We start from the raw sequence: 18,151 nt of genomic DNA on the forward strand, positions 1-18,151 counted from the left end.
CACGATCAGCCAGAATCCATGTTCACGCCTGGCCAGAATTCGTGTTCACGCTTTGCCAGAATGAGCGTTCACGATTAGCCAGAATATGCAACCTTCAGGTAAAGCAAGAATCCAAGCCGAAGAAACGGTATTTCTGAGAAGCAGTGGATAGCTGCCAATTTGCGTGGGTACACAAACTATCCTCTGCTTCAAGGAATGCCAAGAAATTCTTTGAAAGAGCATGACTCCTGACGCTTTTAGCGTGGACAGGTGTCGAAAAAAACTGCCTACAACCATTAATAACCATCAATGGTTGAACGAAAGTGCATTTATAACCACTTGATAAATATATAACTTATTGAAAATAAAGGAGGTAATTTATACCTCCTGTTAATATGAAATATCCGGGCTAAACCTTTAACCTATCCGGGCGACTCAGAATGAAACGAGTTTGTCCGGAGATTTCCACCTGTGCCACAGAAACAACGCCCATCATCGAAGTCTTCAGAACAGAAGTCTTCACCAAAAAAGAAAGTTTCAACAACGTCGGGTAACCACAACATTCTGGATACCGATGGGCTCAAAACCTCTGGCTTAAGAGCCAATAACAGCATTCTGGTCAACAAAGAGGTTGGCAAGTATCAGGTCCAACAGACATCAGGGCTGGCTTCTCAATTTGAGCAGGAAAAAGAGAAAGCTGCGCGGCAACGGGCATTGCTGGAAAGTCTCCACCCCGGATGGACCGCCCCGGATCAATCCGACTTTACCGGGCTATCTCTGAACCATCGGGATCTGGAGCGCATGCGTTTTAAAAACAGCCTGATGCAGCGCTGTAAATTCCGGTCCGGCAAACTGCGAGGCGTTTATTGGAAAAACTGTGACCTGCGTGGTGCCGATTTTCGCCATACCGATCTGCGGGACTGCATTCTGGATGGCTGTAATTTGAATGGAGCCGACCTTCGTCACGCCAACCTGGCCAATGCCAGGGTTATTGATTCCGACCTCTCAGCAGCGAATTTTGATCATGCCGTGCTGGATAAGGCGGTGATTGAAAACTGTGATATGACCGCACAAACCTTCCACAACAGCTCCTGCCGGAAAATACGTTTATACAACAGTCATATCATCCACGGATTCTTTGATAATACCGATTTTTCACAGGCAGAGATTCAGGATATGGAGTTTCGTCACTGTACCCTGACCAAAACGTCATTCAACAATGCGGCGATCCAAAACGCATCATTCAAAGGGTGTGAAAGTTTTGATGAAGGCCCCTCTTTTTCCGGGGCAACAATGAGTGAAGTGACCATGGCTGACTGTGAACTGCAGTCTGTCAGTCTGGCCAATACCGAAATATCTCAGTGTGTCTGGGAACGTGTCAGCTTAACCAGCGCCCAATTGGATAATGCCGTATTCAACAAGGTCAGCTTCAATGAAGGCGTGTTCACCGACTGCTTCAGTGTGGAAAAAGCGCCATCCTTTACCCACTGCCATCTGAATCATTTATTGATCGAGCATACCGACCTGACCGATGCACACTTCAGCCAGAGTTGTTTTGTCGGAACCATTATCAAAGACTCAGATATTGATCAGTGGCAACTGCACAATACCCGAATCGCACCGGATACAATGATTGAGTAAGGCTGGAAATACTGCTGCTTCAGTGGCTATGATCACACCGGAAACCAGCCTCATCCTGTTTATCTTTCTGTCAACGCATTCTGTTTGGCCCTGAGAATAGGCTTAAGCAGGTAGGCCATCAATGTCTTATCTCCGGTGATAATGTCCACATTGGTTCTCATACCGGGAATAATCATAAGCGGTTTATCTTCTGAGCCGACGAAGTTATTTTTGGTCCGGATTCGGACAATATAAAAGCTCTCGCCTTTCTCATCCTTGATGGTATCAGCACTGATGTGCTCAACCTCGCCTTCAAGCCCACCATAAATCGCAAAGTCATAGGCCGTCAGCTTAACCACTGCTTTCATCCCCAGGCGCAGAAAACCGATGTCTTTGGGCTGAATTTGTGCCTCAATCATCAGGTTATCTTCCAGTGGCACAATCTCCAGCAGACTCATGCCGGGCTGAACGACCCCACCCAGCGTAGTGACATGGATTTTCTTAACAATGCCATCCATGGGTGATTTGATCAGAGTCCGGTCTACCTGGTCTTCAAGGGCATGATTAGACTCACCTAACTGATCCAGATGAACTTCCGTTTCCTTGAGTTCCTGAACAATATCAGCACGGTAGTCCTGAAAAACCTCTTCTTTACGGGACAGCGCCTCCTGATAGGCCGCCTGTAACTTTGGAATACTCAGCTCAGTTCTTCGCATTTGTGACTCAAGGTCATTCACCCGCTGTCTTAACTGAATCAGCTCAACCCTGGAGACAACACCCTGCTCTGCCAGAGGAACGGTCAATTCAAGTTCATCCTGTCCCAGTTCAAAGCTGGTGGTCAAAAATATCAGCTGATCCTCTGTGGTGGCTAACTCATGCTCAGCCTGGACCGCCTGCTCCCGGGCAACATTGAGCTCTGCAATGAAGCGGTCGGCACGCTGATAAAAAATTTCCCGCTCTCGCTCCATATAAGCCGGATAGTCGTCCAACTCAGCCGGGAAGTTCAATGTTTCACCCGACAACTCGGCTCTCAGTCTGGCCGCTTTGGCAAGCTCGCTGTAATACTCAATGGCACTTTCCCGAAAGGTGGAAGAGAAACGGGTGTCATCCAGCTGCATCAACGGTTGCCCTGAGTGCACCTGTTGCCCTTCTGCAACAAAAATCTGCTCCAGAATCCCACCTTCCAGATTTTGCACCACCTGCAACCGCGAGGATGGAATGACGATCCCCAGGCCCCTGGTAATTTCATCCAGCCGGGCAACACTGGCCCAGACGATGGAGGAGAACAGCGCCAGCAGCATAGTGTATATCAGTAAACGGCCACCTTTTGGCGTTCTTATCAGCATGGCGACATTGGTATCAGAGATATATTCCATATCATCTGGTAGCACTGTGTCTTCTATCTTTTCTAAAGAGTTCTCTGAAGAAGTCTCTAAGGAGTTCTCCGAAGAATCCTCTCCTTTGCCCTCCTCAGAAGTACTCTGCTCCTGGCCATCAGCAACATTAATTGCCTGGCCTGATACTTCCTGTTCTGACTCAGCCGACTCTGAAGCGTTCTCTGAAGAAGTCTCTAAAGAGTTCTCCGAAGAACCCTCTCCTTTGCCATCCTCAGAAGCACTCTGCTCTTGGCCATCAGCAACACTAAATGCCAGGCTTGGCATCAACTGTTCTGACTCAGCCGACTTGGTAATGTGGCCTTCTGACGGTTCAGTCTGATTCACAGGTGCCTCTGTCGAGCCCTTTATTACGTCCTTATCATCGCTGCTACTCATTCCAGCCTATCCTATTTTGAGTTTGCCCTGCCTTAACGCCGCATGTACCTGATCCTTGGGTCCATCCGCAACAATACGTCCACTGTCCATTACGATCAGTCGGTCCACCAGATCCAGCATTGAGGCCTTATGGGTAACCAATATCAACGTCTTGCCGCTGCACCGGGTCTTTAGCTGTTCCTTCATTCGCAGCTCTGTGGTGTTGTCCATAGAACTGGATGGCTCATCCATCACCAGAATCGGTGGATTCATCAGCAGGGCACGGGCCAGGGCAATACTTTGTCGCTGCCCTCCGGACAGGTTTTGCCCGCGCTCACCCACGATCATATCCAGCCCGTTAGGGTGCTTATTGGCAAACTCCGTTACTCCGGCAATCTCAGCAGCCTCAAGCAACTGGCTGTCGTCAACATGGTTTGCCCCCAGGGTGATATTGTCTTTAATGGAGCCGTAAAACAGTGTGATATCCTGGCTAACGCAGCCAATACTGGAGCGCAGGTCAGTGGGATTGATCTGTCGTAAATCAACACCGTCAACCCGAACTGCGCCTTCTCCCGGTTCATAAAGTCCCAGTATCAGCTTTTCGATGGTTGTCTTGCCGGAACCAATTCGCCCGATAATCCCAACCTTTTCACCGGCTTTAATGCTCAGGCTGACATCTCTTAAGGCCTGAATTTCCTGCTCGGGATAGGAAAAGTTAACCCCATCAAAGTCAATACTGCCTTTCAGGTCCGGACGATTAACGTAATCCCTGTCTTCATGACGTTCGGTTGGCATGTCCATGATCTGATTCAGGCCATCCAGAGCCGATTTGGCCTGGTTATAGCGGGTTGCCAGCCCGGCAATCTGAGCCATGGGTGCCAGACAACGGCCAGACAGCATGACCGAGGCAATCAGTCCCCCCATGCTCAACTCACCTTCAGAGATCAGATAAACCCCAAGAATAACCATGCCTATATTGGCCATTTGTTGAACATAGGCACTGAAACTGGTGGCAGAAGAAGTGAGCAGTTTGGTTTTAATGCTCCAGGTGGCAATATGGCTAACGGCTTTTTCCCAACGGTACTGAATATCACTCTCGGCCTGGGCAATTTTCAGGGCTTCCATGCCTGAGAGGCTTTCAATCAATGTGGCATTTTTCTGCTGACTGGAACGGAGTGTTTTTTCAACGGAATTTTTGAGAGGCTCCTGAATAAAGAAACTGTAGAGGCCAATGATGAGCATGGCGACCAGAGGTACAACTGCCGTAGGCCCACCGAGCATAAATATCACGAAAAGAATGATACAGGTGAACGGCAGGTCAACCAGCGCAGTGACCGTTGAAGAGGTAATAAATTCCCGAATACTTTCGAAGTCCTGAAGGTTTTTCGCGAAGGAACCCACTGAAGCGGGCCTGGCCTTCATGCTCAACCCCAGAACCTGCTCCATGATGGCAGAAGAGAGCAGAATATCGGACTTTTTACCGGCCAGATCAATAAAATAGCTGCGCACCATTTTCAGAATAAAATCAAAACTGAAAACAATTAACGCACCAACGGCCAGAACCCAGAGTGTATCAAATGCCTGGTTGGGAACCACCCGGTCATACACATTCATCACAAACAGCGGGCTGGCAACCACAAAAATATTGATCAACAGTGATGCCAGTAAAACATCACGGTAAATTCTCCATGAACCGAGAATAGTTCCCCAGAACCAATGTCTGGATTTAACCGTTAATTTCTGCGGGGTCCGACGATCATAACGATGCTTTTCACGGACATAGATAACATAGCCACTGTAAAATTCATTTAATTCTTCAATACTGATTGTTGTCGTGCCCTCACCGGTTTCCGGCATAATAATCCGGGCAGTGCCTTTTGCATGATCAATATCCGACAAAATGCAGGCTTTGCGTTTATTCAGTAACAACACGGCAGGAACAACCAGTGAAGATATTTCGGCAATCTCCCGCTTATGAACTTTACAGGCCAGACCCGCTCTTTCAGACGATCGAATAAATACTTCTGCAGTAAATTTGCCTTTCTCAAGGGGCATTCCAGCTTTTAAAGATTCCCGTGAATACGGATTACCATAATGGCGGGTTAACAAGGCGAGGCATTCAAGAAGGTCATCGCTGCTGACGGGGTGTTCATCAGGGATATCCCAGCCGTCATGAAGGGTACTGGAGTAATTCATAGCTACCTGCTGATTGTTTCATCCGTGTTTTTTTACAAAAGATTGATTCAGAAACAAACAGCATGATTGCCTGAAAGGTATTAATAACTAAAGATTAGCGCAAAATACCAAACAGCTAATTGAAAAATAAAAAATTGAAAAATAAAAAATTGAAAAATAAAAAATTGAAAAACACATTTTTAAATGGTGTTCATATCAGAAATAAAAAACCGGGGAATTTAATTCCCCTAAAACCATTTCAATTAAATTAAAAGACAGTACTGCTTCAATCATCCAGCTGCTGATCAAACACCTCTTCCTGCATCCGTTTAAGACCAATGTGTCTGACATCCTTACCCTTGACCAGGTAAATAACGTGCTCGGCAATATTTCTGGCATGATCCCCAATCCGCTCCAGAGAGCGTAATACCCACATAATATTCAACACCCGGGTAATGGAGCGGGGATCTTCCATCATATAAGTCACCAGTTCACGGGTGGCACTTTTGTATTCCCGATCCACCGCTTTATCCTCTTTAGCCACCGCAAGGGCCTGCTCTGCATCAAACCGGGCAAAGGCATTCAGGGCATCCTGAGTCATCTGGCGGACATGACTGCCAATATGACGGGTTTCAATATAGCCTTTGGGTGCTTCCCCCTGTTCTGACAATTTTATGGCAAATCGGGCAATTTTGGCCGCTTCATCACCAATGCGCTCCAGGTCCGTGGCCACTTTGGTGCATGCCAGAACCAGGCGTAAGTCGCTGGCTGCAGGCTGGCGGCGGGCCAGAATCCTGGAACACTCCTGATCAATGGACGTTTCCATAAAGTTGATGTCGGTGTCTTTTTCACAAACAACGATGGCCAGGTCACTGTCGGCATTGATCAGTGACTCAATGGCATCACTGACCTGCTTCTCAACCGTGCCGCCCATGGACAACAGGTTATTGCGCAGCTCTTCCAGTTCATGGTTGAACTGCTGGGAAATGTGGTGGGTCAGCAAATCGCTTTGGTTAGGCATGGATAATCCTTGGAGGCTGCCAGAAACTGTTGAGATTCAGGAAAGCTCTTCAGCCATAACGGCCAGTAATGTAGTCTTCAGTCTGTTTCTTGCGGGGGTTGGTGAACAGCCTGTCGGTGTCGCCATACTCAATCATCCGCCCCATATACATAAATGCGGTGTAATCCGACACCCGGGCCGCCTGCTGCATGTTATGGGTGACAATCACAATGGTAAATCTGGACTTCAACTCATTGATCAACTCTTCAATCTTCAAAGTGGAGATAGGGTCGAGTGCAGATGCAGGCTCATCCAGAAGCAATACTTCGGGTTCCACCGCAATGGTCCGGGCAATAACCAGACGCTGCTGCTGCCCACCGGATAGGCCCAGTGCGCTTTCATGGAGGCGATCCTTCACTTCATTCCAGAGCGCAGCCCCTTTCAGCGCCCACTCCACAACGTCATCCAGTACCCGCTTTTTATTGATGCCCTGAATTCTCAGGCCATAGGCAACATTTTCATAAATACTTTTTGGGAATGGGTTGGGCTTTTGGAACACCATCCCTACCCGACGACGAAGATCAGCCACATTGACGGATTTCTCGTAGATATTTTGCTGCCCACCGGAAGCATTGGTGAGCCGTATCTGCCCATCCACACGACAGCCATCCACCAGATCATTCATCCGGTTCATACTGCGCAGCAGCGTGGACTTACCACAGCCCGAAGGTCCGATAAACGCCGTTACACGCTTTTGCGGTATCTTCATGGAGACATCAAACAACGCCTGTTTCTCGCCATAGAACAAGTTCAGGCCAGACACCTCCATACTGGTCGGTTCAAGCTCAAGGTTCAGTACAGAACGACCACGCCCAAGAGACTCAGGATTAACAGCTCCGGGAAGTGCGGAAGGTGGTTCAGCACGACCATCAGCGGTAACACTGGCGTACTTCTCAGGGCTGTTTTCAGGATACGTTATGGCGGTTTTCACAGTAAGAGCCTCACTCAAAGTCTTGTTCAGGCTTTCATCCTTTTTTTCATCCCCTTCCGGCTTTCTATCGATGACGTTATAAAGCTCTTCCGCAGACATCGTGTTCAGTCCTCAAGGCTCTTGTATTTTTCACGTAACCGGTTGCGAATCGCAACGGCGGACAGATTCAGCACGGCAATAACCATCACCAGCAGCAACGCAGTGGCATACACCAGCGGCCTGGCGGCTTCCACGTTCGGGCTCTGGAAACCCACATCAAAAATATGAAAGCCCAGATGCATGAACTTCTGATCAAGATGCAGATAGGGGTAGTTGCCATCCAGCGGCAAGCTGGGAGCCAGCTTAACAACCCCCACCAGCATCAGTGGTGCTACTTCCCCTGCCGCACGGGCAACCGCCAGAATCAAACCGGTCATCATGGCCGGGCTGGCCATGGGCAGCACAACCCGCCACAACGTTTCTGCCTTGGTGGCACCGAGGGCCAGACTCCCTTCCCGAACGGAGCGGGGAATACGGGACAGCCCCTCTTCCGTGGCGACAATCACCACCGGCAGGGTCAACAGAGCCAGAGTGATGGATGCCCACAGCAGCCCCGGAGTACCAAAGGTGGGGGATGGCAGGGCCTCAGCAAAAAACAGATTATCGATTTTTGCCCCGGCAAAGTAGATGAAAAAACCAAGACCAAACACCCCGTAAACGATGGAGGGAACCCCCGCCAGGTTATTAACTGCCACCCGGATGGCCCGGGTCATCCAGCCCTGACTGGCGTACTCTCGCAGATAGACGGCAGCGATAACACCGAAAGGGGTCACCATAATGGACATCAGAATCACCATCATCACTGTGCCAAAGATGGCGGGGAAGACACCGCCTTCGGTATTGGCCTCCCTGGGATCATCAAGAATGAACTCACTGACCTTGTCAAAATAAAAACCTATTTTATCGGTCAGTGACAGGGCATTGGGCTGATAGGCACGCACCACCTTACTGATTGGCTGTTCCAGGGTTTGACCAGCAACGGTTCTGGCCACAAAGCTGTCACGGTTGAACGCCCGGTAAAGATCGCCCAGCTGGTTTTCCAGTTGCTGATATTCCTGATTCAGCTGTTTTCGCTCAGCCTGAATCTCTGCCTGACGGACAGGGTCCCTATCACCGCTCAGCTCCAGACGACGCTCGGCCAGACGCAGCTGTTCTATTGCGGCGTTTATTGAGCCAATGTCGTGCTTTTCAATCTGGTAGATTGCCTGATAAATCTCGAGAGCCCGATCCAAACGCTTATTGAAAACGGTCCAGGCCGATTCACCACTGGCAACGGTGACACCATCTTCCTGAACAGACTCCAGGAAGCCGTAGAAATTGCCCCATTCACGACGCTCAAGCACCATGATGTCTTCAGGGTACTGGCGATTACTCAGCCACTCATCGACGATCCAGACAAAGTCAGCACCACTCAGGTCCCGATTGCCCTGCTTCAACAGAACACGGGTATATAGCTCCTGGCCGTTGACCACCTCAAGGCCGGACGACTCCAAACGGGCTGCGGGGACTTCTTCACTGTCGGTAATCTCTCCGGCAACCATTCGGACAGCCTGCCCCGGAGGCTGGTAATCGGCCACCATAATCTGGCCCGGCCAGAAGTGCCCCAGCCCGCGCACAGCGATCAACCCCAGCAGCCCGATCACCAGAACCAGACTGATGGCAACCGCACCGGCATTTAGCCAGACCCAGGGAGCACCGCTGTTAATCCATGCACCAACAGAGCGTTTTCCGGGGCTTTGAAGGGAATTATTCATAGTCATTTCTTATCCTCTTTCCCTTCTTAGAGCGAGCTGTATTTCTTACGAAGTCGATGACGCACCATCTCCGCCGCCGTGTTCACCACAAAGGTAAACAGGAACAGCACCAGTGCGGCCAGAAAGAGAATTCGGTAATGGCTACTGCCCACTTCAGACTCTGGCATTTCAACCGCAATATTGGCCGCCAGCGTCCGCATGCCCTCAAAGATATTGGCATCCATAATGGGCGTATTCCCGGTGGCCATCAGCACGATCATGGTTTCACCTACTGCCCTTCCCATACCGATCATCAGCGCAGAGAAAATACCCGGACTGGCGGTCAGCAGAACCACCCGGGTCAGGGTCTGCCAGGGTGTGGCTCCCAACGCCAGGGAACCATAGGTCAGGTGCCGGGGTACGCTGAATATCGCATCCTCCGCGATGGAAAATATGGTTGGAATAACGGCAAAACCCATGGCCAGTCCTACCACCAGGGCATTACGCTGGTCGTAGGGAATGCCCAGCTCGGTGGTCAGCCAGGTACGCATATCACCGTCAAACAGCCAGAGTTCCAGACTGGAACTGAGCGACATGGCCAGGGCACCACTGAGTAATACCACGGGCACCAGCAATCCGGCCTGCATACCGTCAGGAATCCGGTGACGTATCGTTGCAGGCAAGCCATCCCAGGCAAAAGCAAACATCAGGATGCCCGCTGGCACAAAGAGCAACAGGGCAAAAATACCCACCAGCTGATTTTCAATCAGCGGGGCCAGCCAGAGCCCGGCAAGAAAACCAAGAATGACCGTAGGCAGGGCCTCCATCAGCTCGATCACCGGCTTTACCTTTCTGCGCATGCCCGGAGCCATAAAGTAGGCGGTGTAAATAGCCGCACAAATGGCCAGTGGCGCTGCCAGCAACATGGCATAAAACGCCGCCTTGAGCGTCCCGAACGACAGTGGCATCAGGCTCAGCTTGGGCTCGAAATCATTGTTTGATGCCGAGGACTGCCAGATGTAATCCGGCTGATTGTAAGACTCATACCAGACTTTACCCCACAGGGCAGACCAGGATATTTCCGGGTGCTCATTGTCGATTTTCAGGAATTGCGTCTCACCCTGGCTGGCCAGAATCAGATAATTGCCTCTTGGCGCTACGGCCATTTGATCTATTCGACCCGCAGCCAATGGCTCCACCAGCAGAGAACGGTTTGCCGTGGTGTAATACAAACCGACCTGACCCTTCACATCCAACGCCAGAAAGCCTTTGCGCCGATGCTCCGGAACAATCTTGTCGATGGGGTCACTGCCGAGGCTGAAAGAACGAATATTGTGCAAATTCAGACGGCCATCTTCACGAACCATAAACCACTGGGCGATATTGCCTTCTGAGTCACCCACCAGCAGGGACACCCCGCCCAACAGAAACGTCATCGCGGTAACGTCCACTCCCTTAGCGGTCAGATTGAGCGTCTCATGGATATAGGGACGGTCAATATCGCTGATATTGATCACCGTCAGTTGATTGCTGCCGCTGAGGACATAAAGCCAGGTTTGTTCCGGATCAATCAGCAACTGGCGGATATCCAGGCCACCCTGCGCAGAAAGTCCGCTGATCACCGGCAGGGCGACGGACTGCTGCTCAACAGTGACGGACTCGGTTAAAAAATCCGCTTCCTTATGGACAACCTCCATCACCAGCTGGTTATTGCTGCTGGCGGCCATCAACAGCTTTTCCTCACCGTCACTGATGGCCAGTTGTGCAACCGGAGCCGAAAAGTCCTTGATGGCAAAAGGCTGCCGCTCATAGGGGTAGCTGACTTCTGGTGTGATCTTCCGGCGGTCGTCTGGCCAGGTAATCCTGTAGCCCTGATCGAACAGTATGACCTCACCGTTTGTGAGACCGGCCGCCATCAGATTGGAACCGGCAGCATCCCTGACCACCCTGACCACCTCACTGCCCGCAGGTATTGGCAGCAACTCATTCTGTAGCCATTCACCGGTTTGGGTGGAGAAAAAACGCAGATTACCGGAAGCCTCTGCTTGCATGGCCACTTCGGCCTGCTCTTCAACGGCGAGAAATATCGGTGCTTTTTTCGTAGCAACTGGCTCATCAACAAAAGTCAGGGCCGATGGGTATGAAGCAACCCGGGTAATCTCAGCGCGGTTAAATAGCGGCAGGACCTCGTAGAGGAGGTAAAAGAAAATCAGGAGAATCGCCACAATCACGCCAAGACCTCCGGAGGCAACCCCCCAGCGGGCGAGACGGTCTTTCAAGAAGCGCAGGGAACGATATTTTTTTAGTGCCGGTGTATTGAAATCAATACCCGGGCTGTTATCCATCGAATTTTGATACATGGCGCAAGTCTGATTAAATCATGCCCGTAACTTACAGAATCAATATGACAGTAATGTGACACCGGGAAAAAATCATTGCCCGGGCCAACAGATCATTGTAATTTAGTTGCTGCCAATAACGGCTGTAAGCCTGAATTACCGAGCTTACAGACCTGTTGAAAGTGCATCATGATCAGAGAAAATAACGATGTTACCCAGAAATCTGCTAACAATACCCGGTACTGACACCCAATCAGAACAGTGTAGCTCTGCCCTTCCCATGATCCCTTCCCTGCATGCCCACCGACACCATCATCACCATTGAACGGCTGATTCGCCCCTGATCGAATACATTTACTTTTATCGCCTGAGCTTCTAGCCTCAATGTGTAATATATTAATTTACAACTAGAAAATAGAGCTCAAGGCACAACCAATCAAGGAATGCGACAGCTCCTGACGAGCTCTACACTGATCTGCTATAGACTGATCTGTTATAGATCGTGCTTTGGATAATGCTGTGGATTGAAGTATCGCAAACCGCTTATAACTCAAAAGAACACAAAACTGGATTACTATGAACGCTGTCATTTTGGCTGTTGCCATCATGCTGACCTTGAGTGTCTTGCGTGTAAACGTTGTACTTGCCCTTTTTTTCGGGGCTATTGGTGGAGGTCTTGCTGGTGGACTGGGGTTTGATGCCACACTGTCCGCTTTTGCCGAAGGGTTGGGGGGTGGTGCCAGCATCGCCATCAGCTACGGTATGCTGGGTGCCTTTGCCATGGCTATATCCGCATCCGGGATTCCCCAGTGGCTGGCCGATCGAATTATTCAGAGGGTAGCCAAGACCCACAAAACAGCTGGCCTGAGGATCTCGATCCTCGGAAGCATTCTGCTGATGGCCTTTGCCTCCCAGAATGTGGTCCCTGTGCATATCGCCTTTATTCCTATTCTGATCCCACCGCTACTGGGTGTTTTCAGCTCCTTACAGCTGGACCGCAGGGCGGTAGCAAGCACCCTGTCGTTTGGTCTGATCGCCACCTATATGCTGGTTCCCATTGGTTTCGGCAATATCTACCTGACCCAGATCCTGGCGGGCAACCTCAACGATAATGGCTTGAACATTGACCCTGACCTGATGCCATCAGCCATGGCTCTACCGGTACTCGGCATGTTTATTGGTCTGCTTGTGGCTGTGTTCTGGACTTACCGTAAACCCCGCCACTACCACATTGCAGAGAGCGCCCTGAAAACCGCTAAGGAAGAGCTGCCATCCATGGAGCCAAAGGCCGTGCTGATTACCCTGGTATCCATTGCGGCGGCACTCGGCGTGCAACTGTTCACCGACTCCATGGCCATGGGTGCAGCCACAGGCTTTATGATGATGATCCTCGGCGGCATTGTGCACTGGCGGGAAGCGGATGATGTCTTTGCCCGGGGTGTAAGAATGATGGCCCTGTGTGGATTTATCATGATCTCTGCCTCTGGCTTTGCCGAAGTACTCAGGACAACCGGGGATATTCCTGCCCTGGTGGCCATGGTTGAAGAGCTGGTTTATGGCAGCAAGGCACTGGCCGCATTGCTGATGCTGCTTGTTGGATTGATGATCACCATGGGCATTGGTTCTTCCTTCTCAACCATTCCCATTATTGCCACACTTTATGTCCCACTGGCACTGGCCCTTGGCTTTTCACCTCTGGCAACCGCTGCGCTTGTTGGTGCATCCGGCGCGCTGGGTGATGCAGGCTCTCCAGCCTCCGACTCCACTATTGGTCCAACCGCCGGGCTGGATGTGGATGGCCAGCACGACCATATCCGTGACACCGTTATTCCAACGTTTATGCACTACAACATTCCCATGATCCTGTTTGCCTGGATCGCGGCAATGATTCTGTAATTAATGCGTATCCTTTGAAGGGTTAACTAAAAAATAAAGCCACTGAAGACAGTGGCTTTATCTCCACTCAGCAATCACATTACTTGCTGGCAATCGTCGTATTATCCAGTCCGAGCTTAGCCAGGTATTTATCAACCACCTTGCCTGGCAGTGGGATATAGCCATCCTTCACAACCACTTCCTGCCCCTGTTTCGAGAGCAGCAACTTAACAAATTCGCGCTCAAGGGGAGACAGTGGCTTGTTAGGCTGCTTGTTCACATACACGTACAGAAAACGTGACAGAGGATAGCTGCCATCAACCGCATTCAGCGGCGTCGCCTCAACAAAGGACTGGCCTTCTTTCTTCGCCAGTGCAACGGTTCTCACACTGGAGGTTTTGTAACCAATACCGGAATAGCCAATACCGTTCAGCGATGCAGAAACCGACTGAACCACCGAGGCGGAACCTGGCTGCTCATTCACACTGTTTTTAAAATCCCCCTTACACAGCGCCTTCTTCTTGAAGTAGCCATAAGTGCCGGATACCGAGTTACGTCCATACAGCTGCACAGAGCGGTTCTGCCAGGATCCACTCAGGCCAATATCACCCCAGGTCTTCACTTCACTGTCTGCGCCACACTTGCGGGTTGACGAGAAAATCGCATCCACTTCGGCCATGGTCAGGCCTTTGATGGGATTATCTTTGTTAACAAAGACTGCCAGCGCATCAATCGCCACAGGAATCGCCGTTGGCTTGTAACCATGCCTTTTCTCAAATGCTTCCAGCTCCTTGTCCTTCATTTTCCGACTCATGGGGCCGAAGTTTGAGGTACTTTCGGTCAGAGCGGGAGGTGCAGTAGAAGAACCCGCCGCCTGAATCTGAACATTCACATTGGGATAAATGCGCTTGAAATCTTCGGCCCAGAGCGTCATCAGATTTGCCAGCGTGTCTGAACCCACGGAGGACAGGTTACCGGACACGCCACTGGACTTACTGTACTTTGGCAGGGATGGATCCAGCTGGCTGGCCATGGCAGCACCACTGGCCAACGCCAGCGCTGCGGTAGCAGACACAGCCAGGACTCGCTTAAATGCCGTTACGTGTGTTGTTATTTTCATCATTTGCTCTCCAGGATTTACGCGCCCTGTTCGAATAACAGCGCCTTCTCATCTTTAAGGGCTATCAAAGGTTGATCTGAGGCGTGAGCCTCCTTGCTTGACTTCCGGGAATCAAATATAGAGCTTGAATATGACAATTCTGTGAAGGCGGAGATCAACAGACAAAGGACACCCACTTTTTAAAAAGTGAAGAGAGCAAACCGTGGCCGGGTCTTTTATTTTTAAAGGGTGGCTTTACGGGGAGCAGGAGGCGTTCCTCAGTCACTCCCAACTTGCTCCTTTACCAGCGTGGTGACGATGGATAAAGCCCCCAGCTTTTTGCGGCTTTCAAAGCTGTAGAGCGTTTGGGTGCCTTTGCCGGTGGCACGTCGGGCAATCAGACAATCAGAGAAATCCACTTTGGGAGTTTCGCTGTAATCCATCAGCGCGCTCTGCAGGGCACTCCAGTCTTCAAAAATGAACCGGGTGTTACTGGCGAGCTGTTTGAGAACGGAGTGTATTTCTGCTTTGGTTAATTCAAAGACGGTTTCCAGCACCCACTCGGTTTCGGCCAGGACAATGTCTGAGAGGTAAACGGAGTCAGCAGAATTAATGGTTTCAGCCGCCACTCTCGCTTGCCAGGGCGGGTTACGGGCATCGACCGGCGCTATCAGATAACGCAAAAGCACATTTGTATCAACAGCAATCATGATTCACCCGCGAATTTTCTGGCGGTTTTATTTTTGATGGCCTTCCTGGTGTCCTCTCGCGTCAGGTGTTGATGGGTATCACCAGGTAATTTGATGGTGCCAGAAAGGTCATCGGAGGTCATCTTTACCAAATGTGCCACACCATCGCGCTCGAAAACCTGTATATAGTCGCCTGGTTTTAGCCCGAGCTTTTGGCAGATACTTTGAGGAATAGTCACTTGCCTTTTGGTCGTTAGTTTATGCACGTCACACCTCTCTCTGTATTACTATATTGAAATAGTAATACTATCGTAGGCAAAGGTTGTACACAGGGCAAGAAAGGTTGTGGCTAGGAGCCTGTCCGAGAATAGCGCCCGTAGCGAGGATTGCGAGAAATTGAGGATAAAAATTTCTGATTCTGAGGAGAATAGCGGGGCTATTTGACGAAGAAGCAGGAATTTTTAGACCAATTTATCGCAACCGCAGTAGGGCAGTCTATTCTCGGACAGGCTCCTAGACTGCCAAAGCGGTTTTCGGTCAGCCTCCCAGACGAACATTCCGATTGCTGTGAACTTTTGCCCGGCAACCCCATCCAAGATATCTGAATGGCAACCATCTGAAGATCACAATTCACAATGGAACCTCCCGTTACTGTAAACACCAGCGGCAATTATGGCGATGACCCGGACTGCGCCGGAGTAACACCTGAGGTATCCCGTTATGTGTGGAACAGCAACGGTATGTCGGTTGTGCCCTGCCAAGACCAATGTTCATTACTGTATTTGCCTGAGCCTCCCATGCTCAGGCTGTTGGGCTATTTATCTTTCCGGGAGATACTCGCCACCGCAAAAACGTGTACTTATTTAAACCAGATAATCACCGATGAACATCTGCTGGCCAGATCGTGGTTTGCAAAATTGGCAACGCACCAACAGAACCAGTTCAAAGAGATTGCCCGTGACATCAGTGATCGTGACCTGCAGCACTGGCTGGGGCAATTTACCACGGATACAACGGTAGTCGGTAAACTTTGCGGCCAATACCTTGCAGAACAAACAACAGACGACGGTCGTAAAACCGGTGAAACACAAAAAAGGAAATACTTCCCCCAGGTACTGTTTTACACGGTGAGTAAACTGATGGCTGACTGTCGACAATTCAAACCGGTTCTGGCAAAGAAAATTAATGATGCTCCTGACGCTACTATCAGCCTGAACACCCATGGCGACCATTTAATGATCTTGGGAAACCATCATAGAGGGACAATCTTTGGCTACACAGCGAACCGCCCATGGCATAAACAAGCCAGTTTTAGCTTCGATGACGAGCTCTGCACAGGTCTTCCTCTCGCCAACTTTGAGACCCACGGCCATCATGTGCTGGCCTGTAGAGGACGTACCGCAAAAATCTTCGCATATAACGCCGACAAGAGCTGTACGGAGCAGCTCGACATTTTCCATGGAGGCAGGATCAGCTCAGCTGATTTAAGTTACGATGGTCATCATGCAGTCATTATCTGTGATGATGGCAGCGCCAGAATCCACAGCTGGAACGACACTGGTCACTGGACGCTGGCAGCGGATATTACCGATTTCAGGCGGCACTTGAAGGCTCGCTTCAGCCCGGATGGCAGCCGGGTACTGACCCACTCAAACTCGTGCACAAAAATCCACAGACGGAACGAGGAGGGTGGCTGGACATTAGAGGTCACCAGTGACTTCTATGCCCGATCAGTCACCTTCAGTCCCGATGGCAGCCATGTGTTGATGTACAGTTGTTATCGGGGGATCAACGCAAAGATCGCAAAAATCCTCAGCCTGAACAAAGATGGCGGCTGGCTGGAGAGTGCACCCCTCACTCACAAGGAAGGCTCGGTCATACGGGTTATCGCCAGCCCCGATGGTCGCCATGTCATTACCATCAACCAGAAAGACCGTGAAACTAACAGCATAACCATGAAAATCCTCAGTCGTGACAGCAACAGCGACTGGACAGAGACAACTGACAATATCCCAATTATTCTCCCCAATGATACCCGACTATGGCCCAAATTCAGCCCCGATGGCTGTCATGTAATGATTAGCAAGAGTGATTCTAACCTTGAAATCCTCAGCTGTGACAAACGCGGCAACTGGATGCAGAGCCCTATTCCCTTATTTAGAAAAGGCAAAAGAGCCGTCTTCAGTCCCAATAGCAACCATGCGGCGATCATCGGCGCTGGTTATAGCATCGCCAGTATATACAGTTATAACGCCGCCAGAGGCTGGATAAAAAGCGGCATCATTCCCCATAACCGTGAGGGGCCATACATTGACGCCAGCTTCAGTGCTGATAGCAGCCATATTGTCACTTTCTGTTGGCACGCAGCTTACTGTTGGCCCCCAGGCAACGCCAGTAACGAATTTCAGGCAAAAATCTACGGTCACGATGGGAACGGCAAGTGGCTGCCAAAGGCCGTTATCAGCCATAACGGCCCGATCTATACCGCACGCTTCAACGCCGATGGTACCCATCTGGTAACCGCAAGCGAGGATGGTACTGCAGTAATCCTTGGTCGCTGTGCCGACGGCAGCTGGGTGACTAAGGTCATTCTGGAACATAACTACCGGGTCAATTCTGCCTTCTTCAGTGTCGATAGCAGACAGGTGGTGACCGTAAGTGCCTCGCAAAACGTAAAAATCTGGCGTCTTGTCGCTGCTGGCATGGTTCTGGACAATCCGCCCGGAACTCCACAGGCTGCAACTGGCCAGGGTGTTGTTCTGCATGCTGGCAACCAAAAGCCGGAAGCAAACAGTCAGAATTGAGAAACATGCCAGGTCGTTCTATCGACCCATTCACAGAACCCACGGGAAGATTAATCA

12 protein-coding genes are annotated in these 18,151 nt (G+C 50.5%); 3 read left to right on the forward strand and 9 right to left on the reverse strand.

Features of this window, described 5'->3' with window-relative positions:
- The first annotated feature begins 450 nt into the window (after positions 1-450).
- Positions 451-1,620: a pentapeptide repeat-containing protein gene (locus ACO6UY_RS16090; RefSeq protein WP_422447705.1), complete on the forward strand. Its 1,170-nt coding sequence runs from the start codon at positions 451-453 to the stop codon at positions 1,618-1,620.
- A gap of 59 nt (positions 1,621-1,679) precedes the next feature.
- On the opposite strand, the gene ACO6UY_RS16095 is transcribed toward ACO6UY_RS16090, so the two are convergent.
- The 6 genes from ACO6UY_RS16095 to ACO6UY_RS16120 form a co-directional block, all read right to left on the reverse strand.
- Positions 1,680-3,371: an HlyD family type I secretion periplasmic adaptor subunit gene (locus ACO6UY_RS16095; RefSeq protein ID WP_422447707.1), complete on the reverse strand. Its 1,692-nt coding sequence runs from the start codon at positions 3,369-3,371 to the stop codon at positions 1,680-1,682.
- 6 nt (positions 3,372-3,377) lie between these two features.
- On the reverse strand, positions 3,378-5,546 hold the full coding sequence (locus tag ACO6UY_RS16100; RefSeq protein WP_422447709.1) for a type I secretion system permease/ATPase: 2,169 nt from the start codon (positions 5,544-5,546) through the stop codon (positions 3,378-3,380).
- A gap of 265 nt (positions 5,547-5,811) precedes the next feature.
- The gene (phoU, locus tag ACO6UY_RS16105; protein ID WP_422447711.1) at positions 5,812-6,546 is read right to left on the reverse strand and encodes a phosphate signaling complex protein PhoU; all 735 of its coding nucleotides are present in this window, start codon (positions 6,544-6,546) and stop codon (positions 5,812-5,814) included.
- A 49-nt stretch (positions 6,547-6,595) separates the two neighbouring features.
- Positions 6,596-7,615: a phosphate ABC transporter ATP-binding protein PstB gene (gene pstB, locus ACO6UY_RS16110; RefSeq protein ID WP_422447713.1), complete on the reverse strand. Its 1,020-nt coding sequence runs from the start codon at positions 7,613-7,615 to the stop codon at positions 6,596-6,598.
- Between the two features lie 5 nt (positions 7,616-7,620).
- Complete coding sequence (pstA, locus tag ACO6UY_RS16115; RefSeq protein ID WP_422462277.1) at positions 7,621-9,309, reverse strand: phosphate ABC transporter permease PstA; 1,689 nt, start codon at positions 9,307-9,309, stop codon at positions 7,621-7,623.
- A 26-nt stretch (positions 9,310-9,335) separates the two neighbouring features.
- Entirely contained in the window at positions 9,336-11,648 is a 2,313-nt protein-coding gene (locus ACO6UY_RS16120) for an ABC transporter permease subunit (protein ID WP_422490582.1), read from the reverse strand.
- A gap of 555 nt (positions 11,649-12,203) precedes the next feature.
- Between ACO6UY_RS16120 and ACO6UY_RS16125 the strand changes: the two genes are divergently transcribed.
- A complete protein-coding gene (locus ACO6UY_RS16125) occupies positions 12,204-13,523 on the forward strand; it encodes a Na+/H+ antiporter family protein (protein WP_422490584.1) in 1,320 nt (439 codons plus the stop codon).
- 79 nt (positions 13,524-13,602) lie between these two features.
- Here ACO6UY_RS16125 and ACO6UY_RS16130 read toward each other — a convergent pair whose 3' ends face one another.
- The 3 genes from ACO6UY_RS16130 to ACO6UY_RS16140 all read right to left on the reverse strand — a co-directional run bounded on the left by ACO6UY_RS16130 (position 13,603) and on the right by ACO6UY_RS16140 (position 15,556).
- Positions 13,603-14,622, reverse strand: a complete 1,020-nt coding sequence (locus ACO6UY_RS16130; protein WP_422447948.1) for a PstS family phosphate ABC transporter substrate-binding protein — start codon at positions 14,620-14,622, stop codon at positions 13,603-13,605.
- Between the two features lie 257 nt (positions 14,623-14,879).
- Entirely contained in the window at positions 14,880-15,311 is a 432-nt protein-coding gene (locus tag ACO6UY_RS16135) for a PIN domain-containing protein (protein ID WP_422490586.1), read from the reverse strand.
- A complete protein-coding gene (locus ACO6UY_RS16140) occupies positions 15,308-15,556 on the reverse strand; it encodes an AbrB/MazE/SpoVT family DNA-binding domain-containing protein (RefSeq protein ID WP_269671759.1) in 249 nt (82 codons plus the stop codon). Before ACO6UY_RS16140 ends, ACO6UY_RS16135 begins: the two co-directional genes overlap by 4 nt.
- 369 nt (positions 15,557-15,925) lie before the next feature.
- Here ACO6UY_RS16140 and ACO6UY_RS16145 point away from each other — a divergent pair, with 369 nt between their 5' ends.
- Positions 15,926-18,094, forward strand: coding sequence for an F-box/WD repeat-containing protein (locus ACO6UY_RS16145; RefSeq protein ID WP_422490588.1), 2,169 nt, complete (start codon positions 15,926-15,928; stop codon positions 18,092-18,094).
- Positions 18,095-18,151 lie beyond the last annotated feature (57 nt).

Origin of the sequence: Endozoicomonas sp. ALE010, from assembly GCF_049310165.1 — a bacterium.
Classification (GTDB): Bacteria; Pseudomonadota; Gammaproteobacteria; order Pseudomonadales; family Endozoicomonadaceae; genus Endozoicomonas.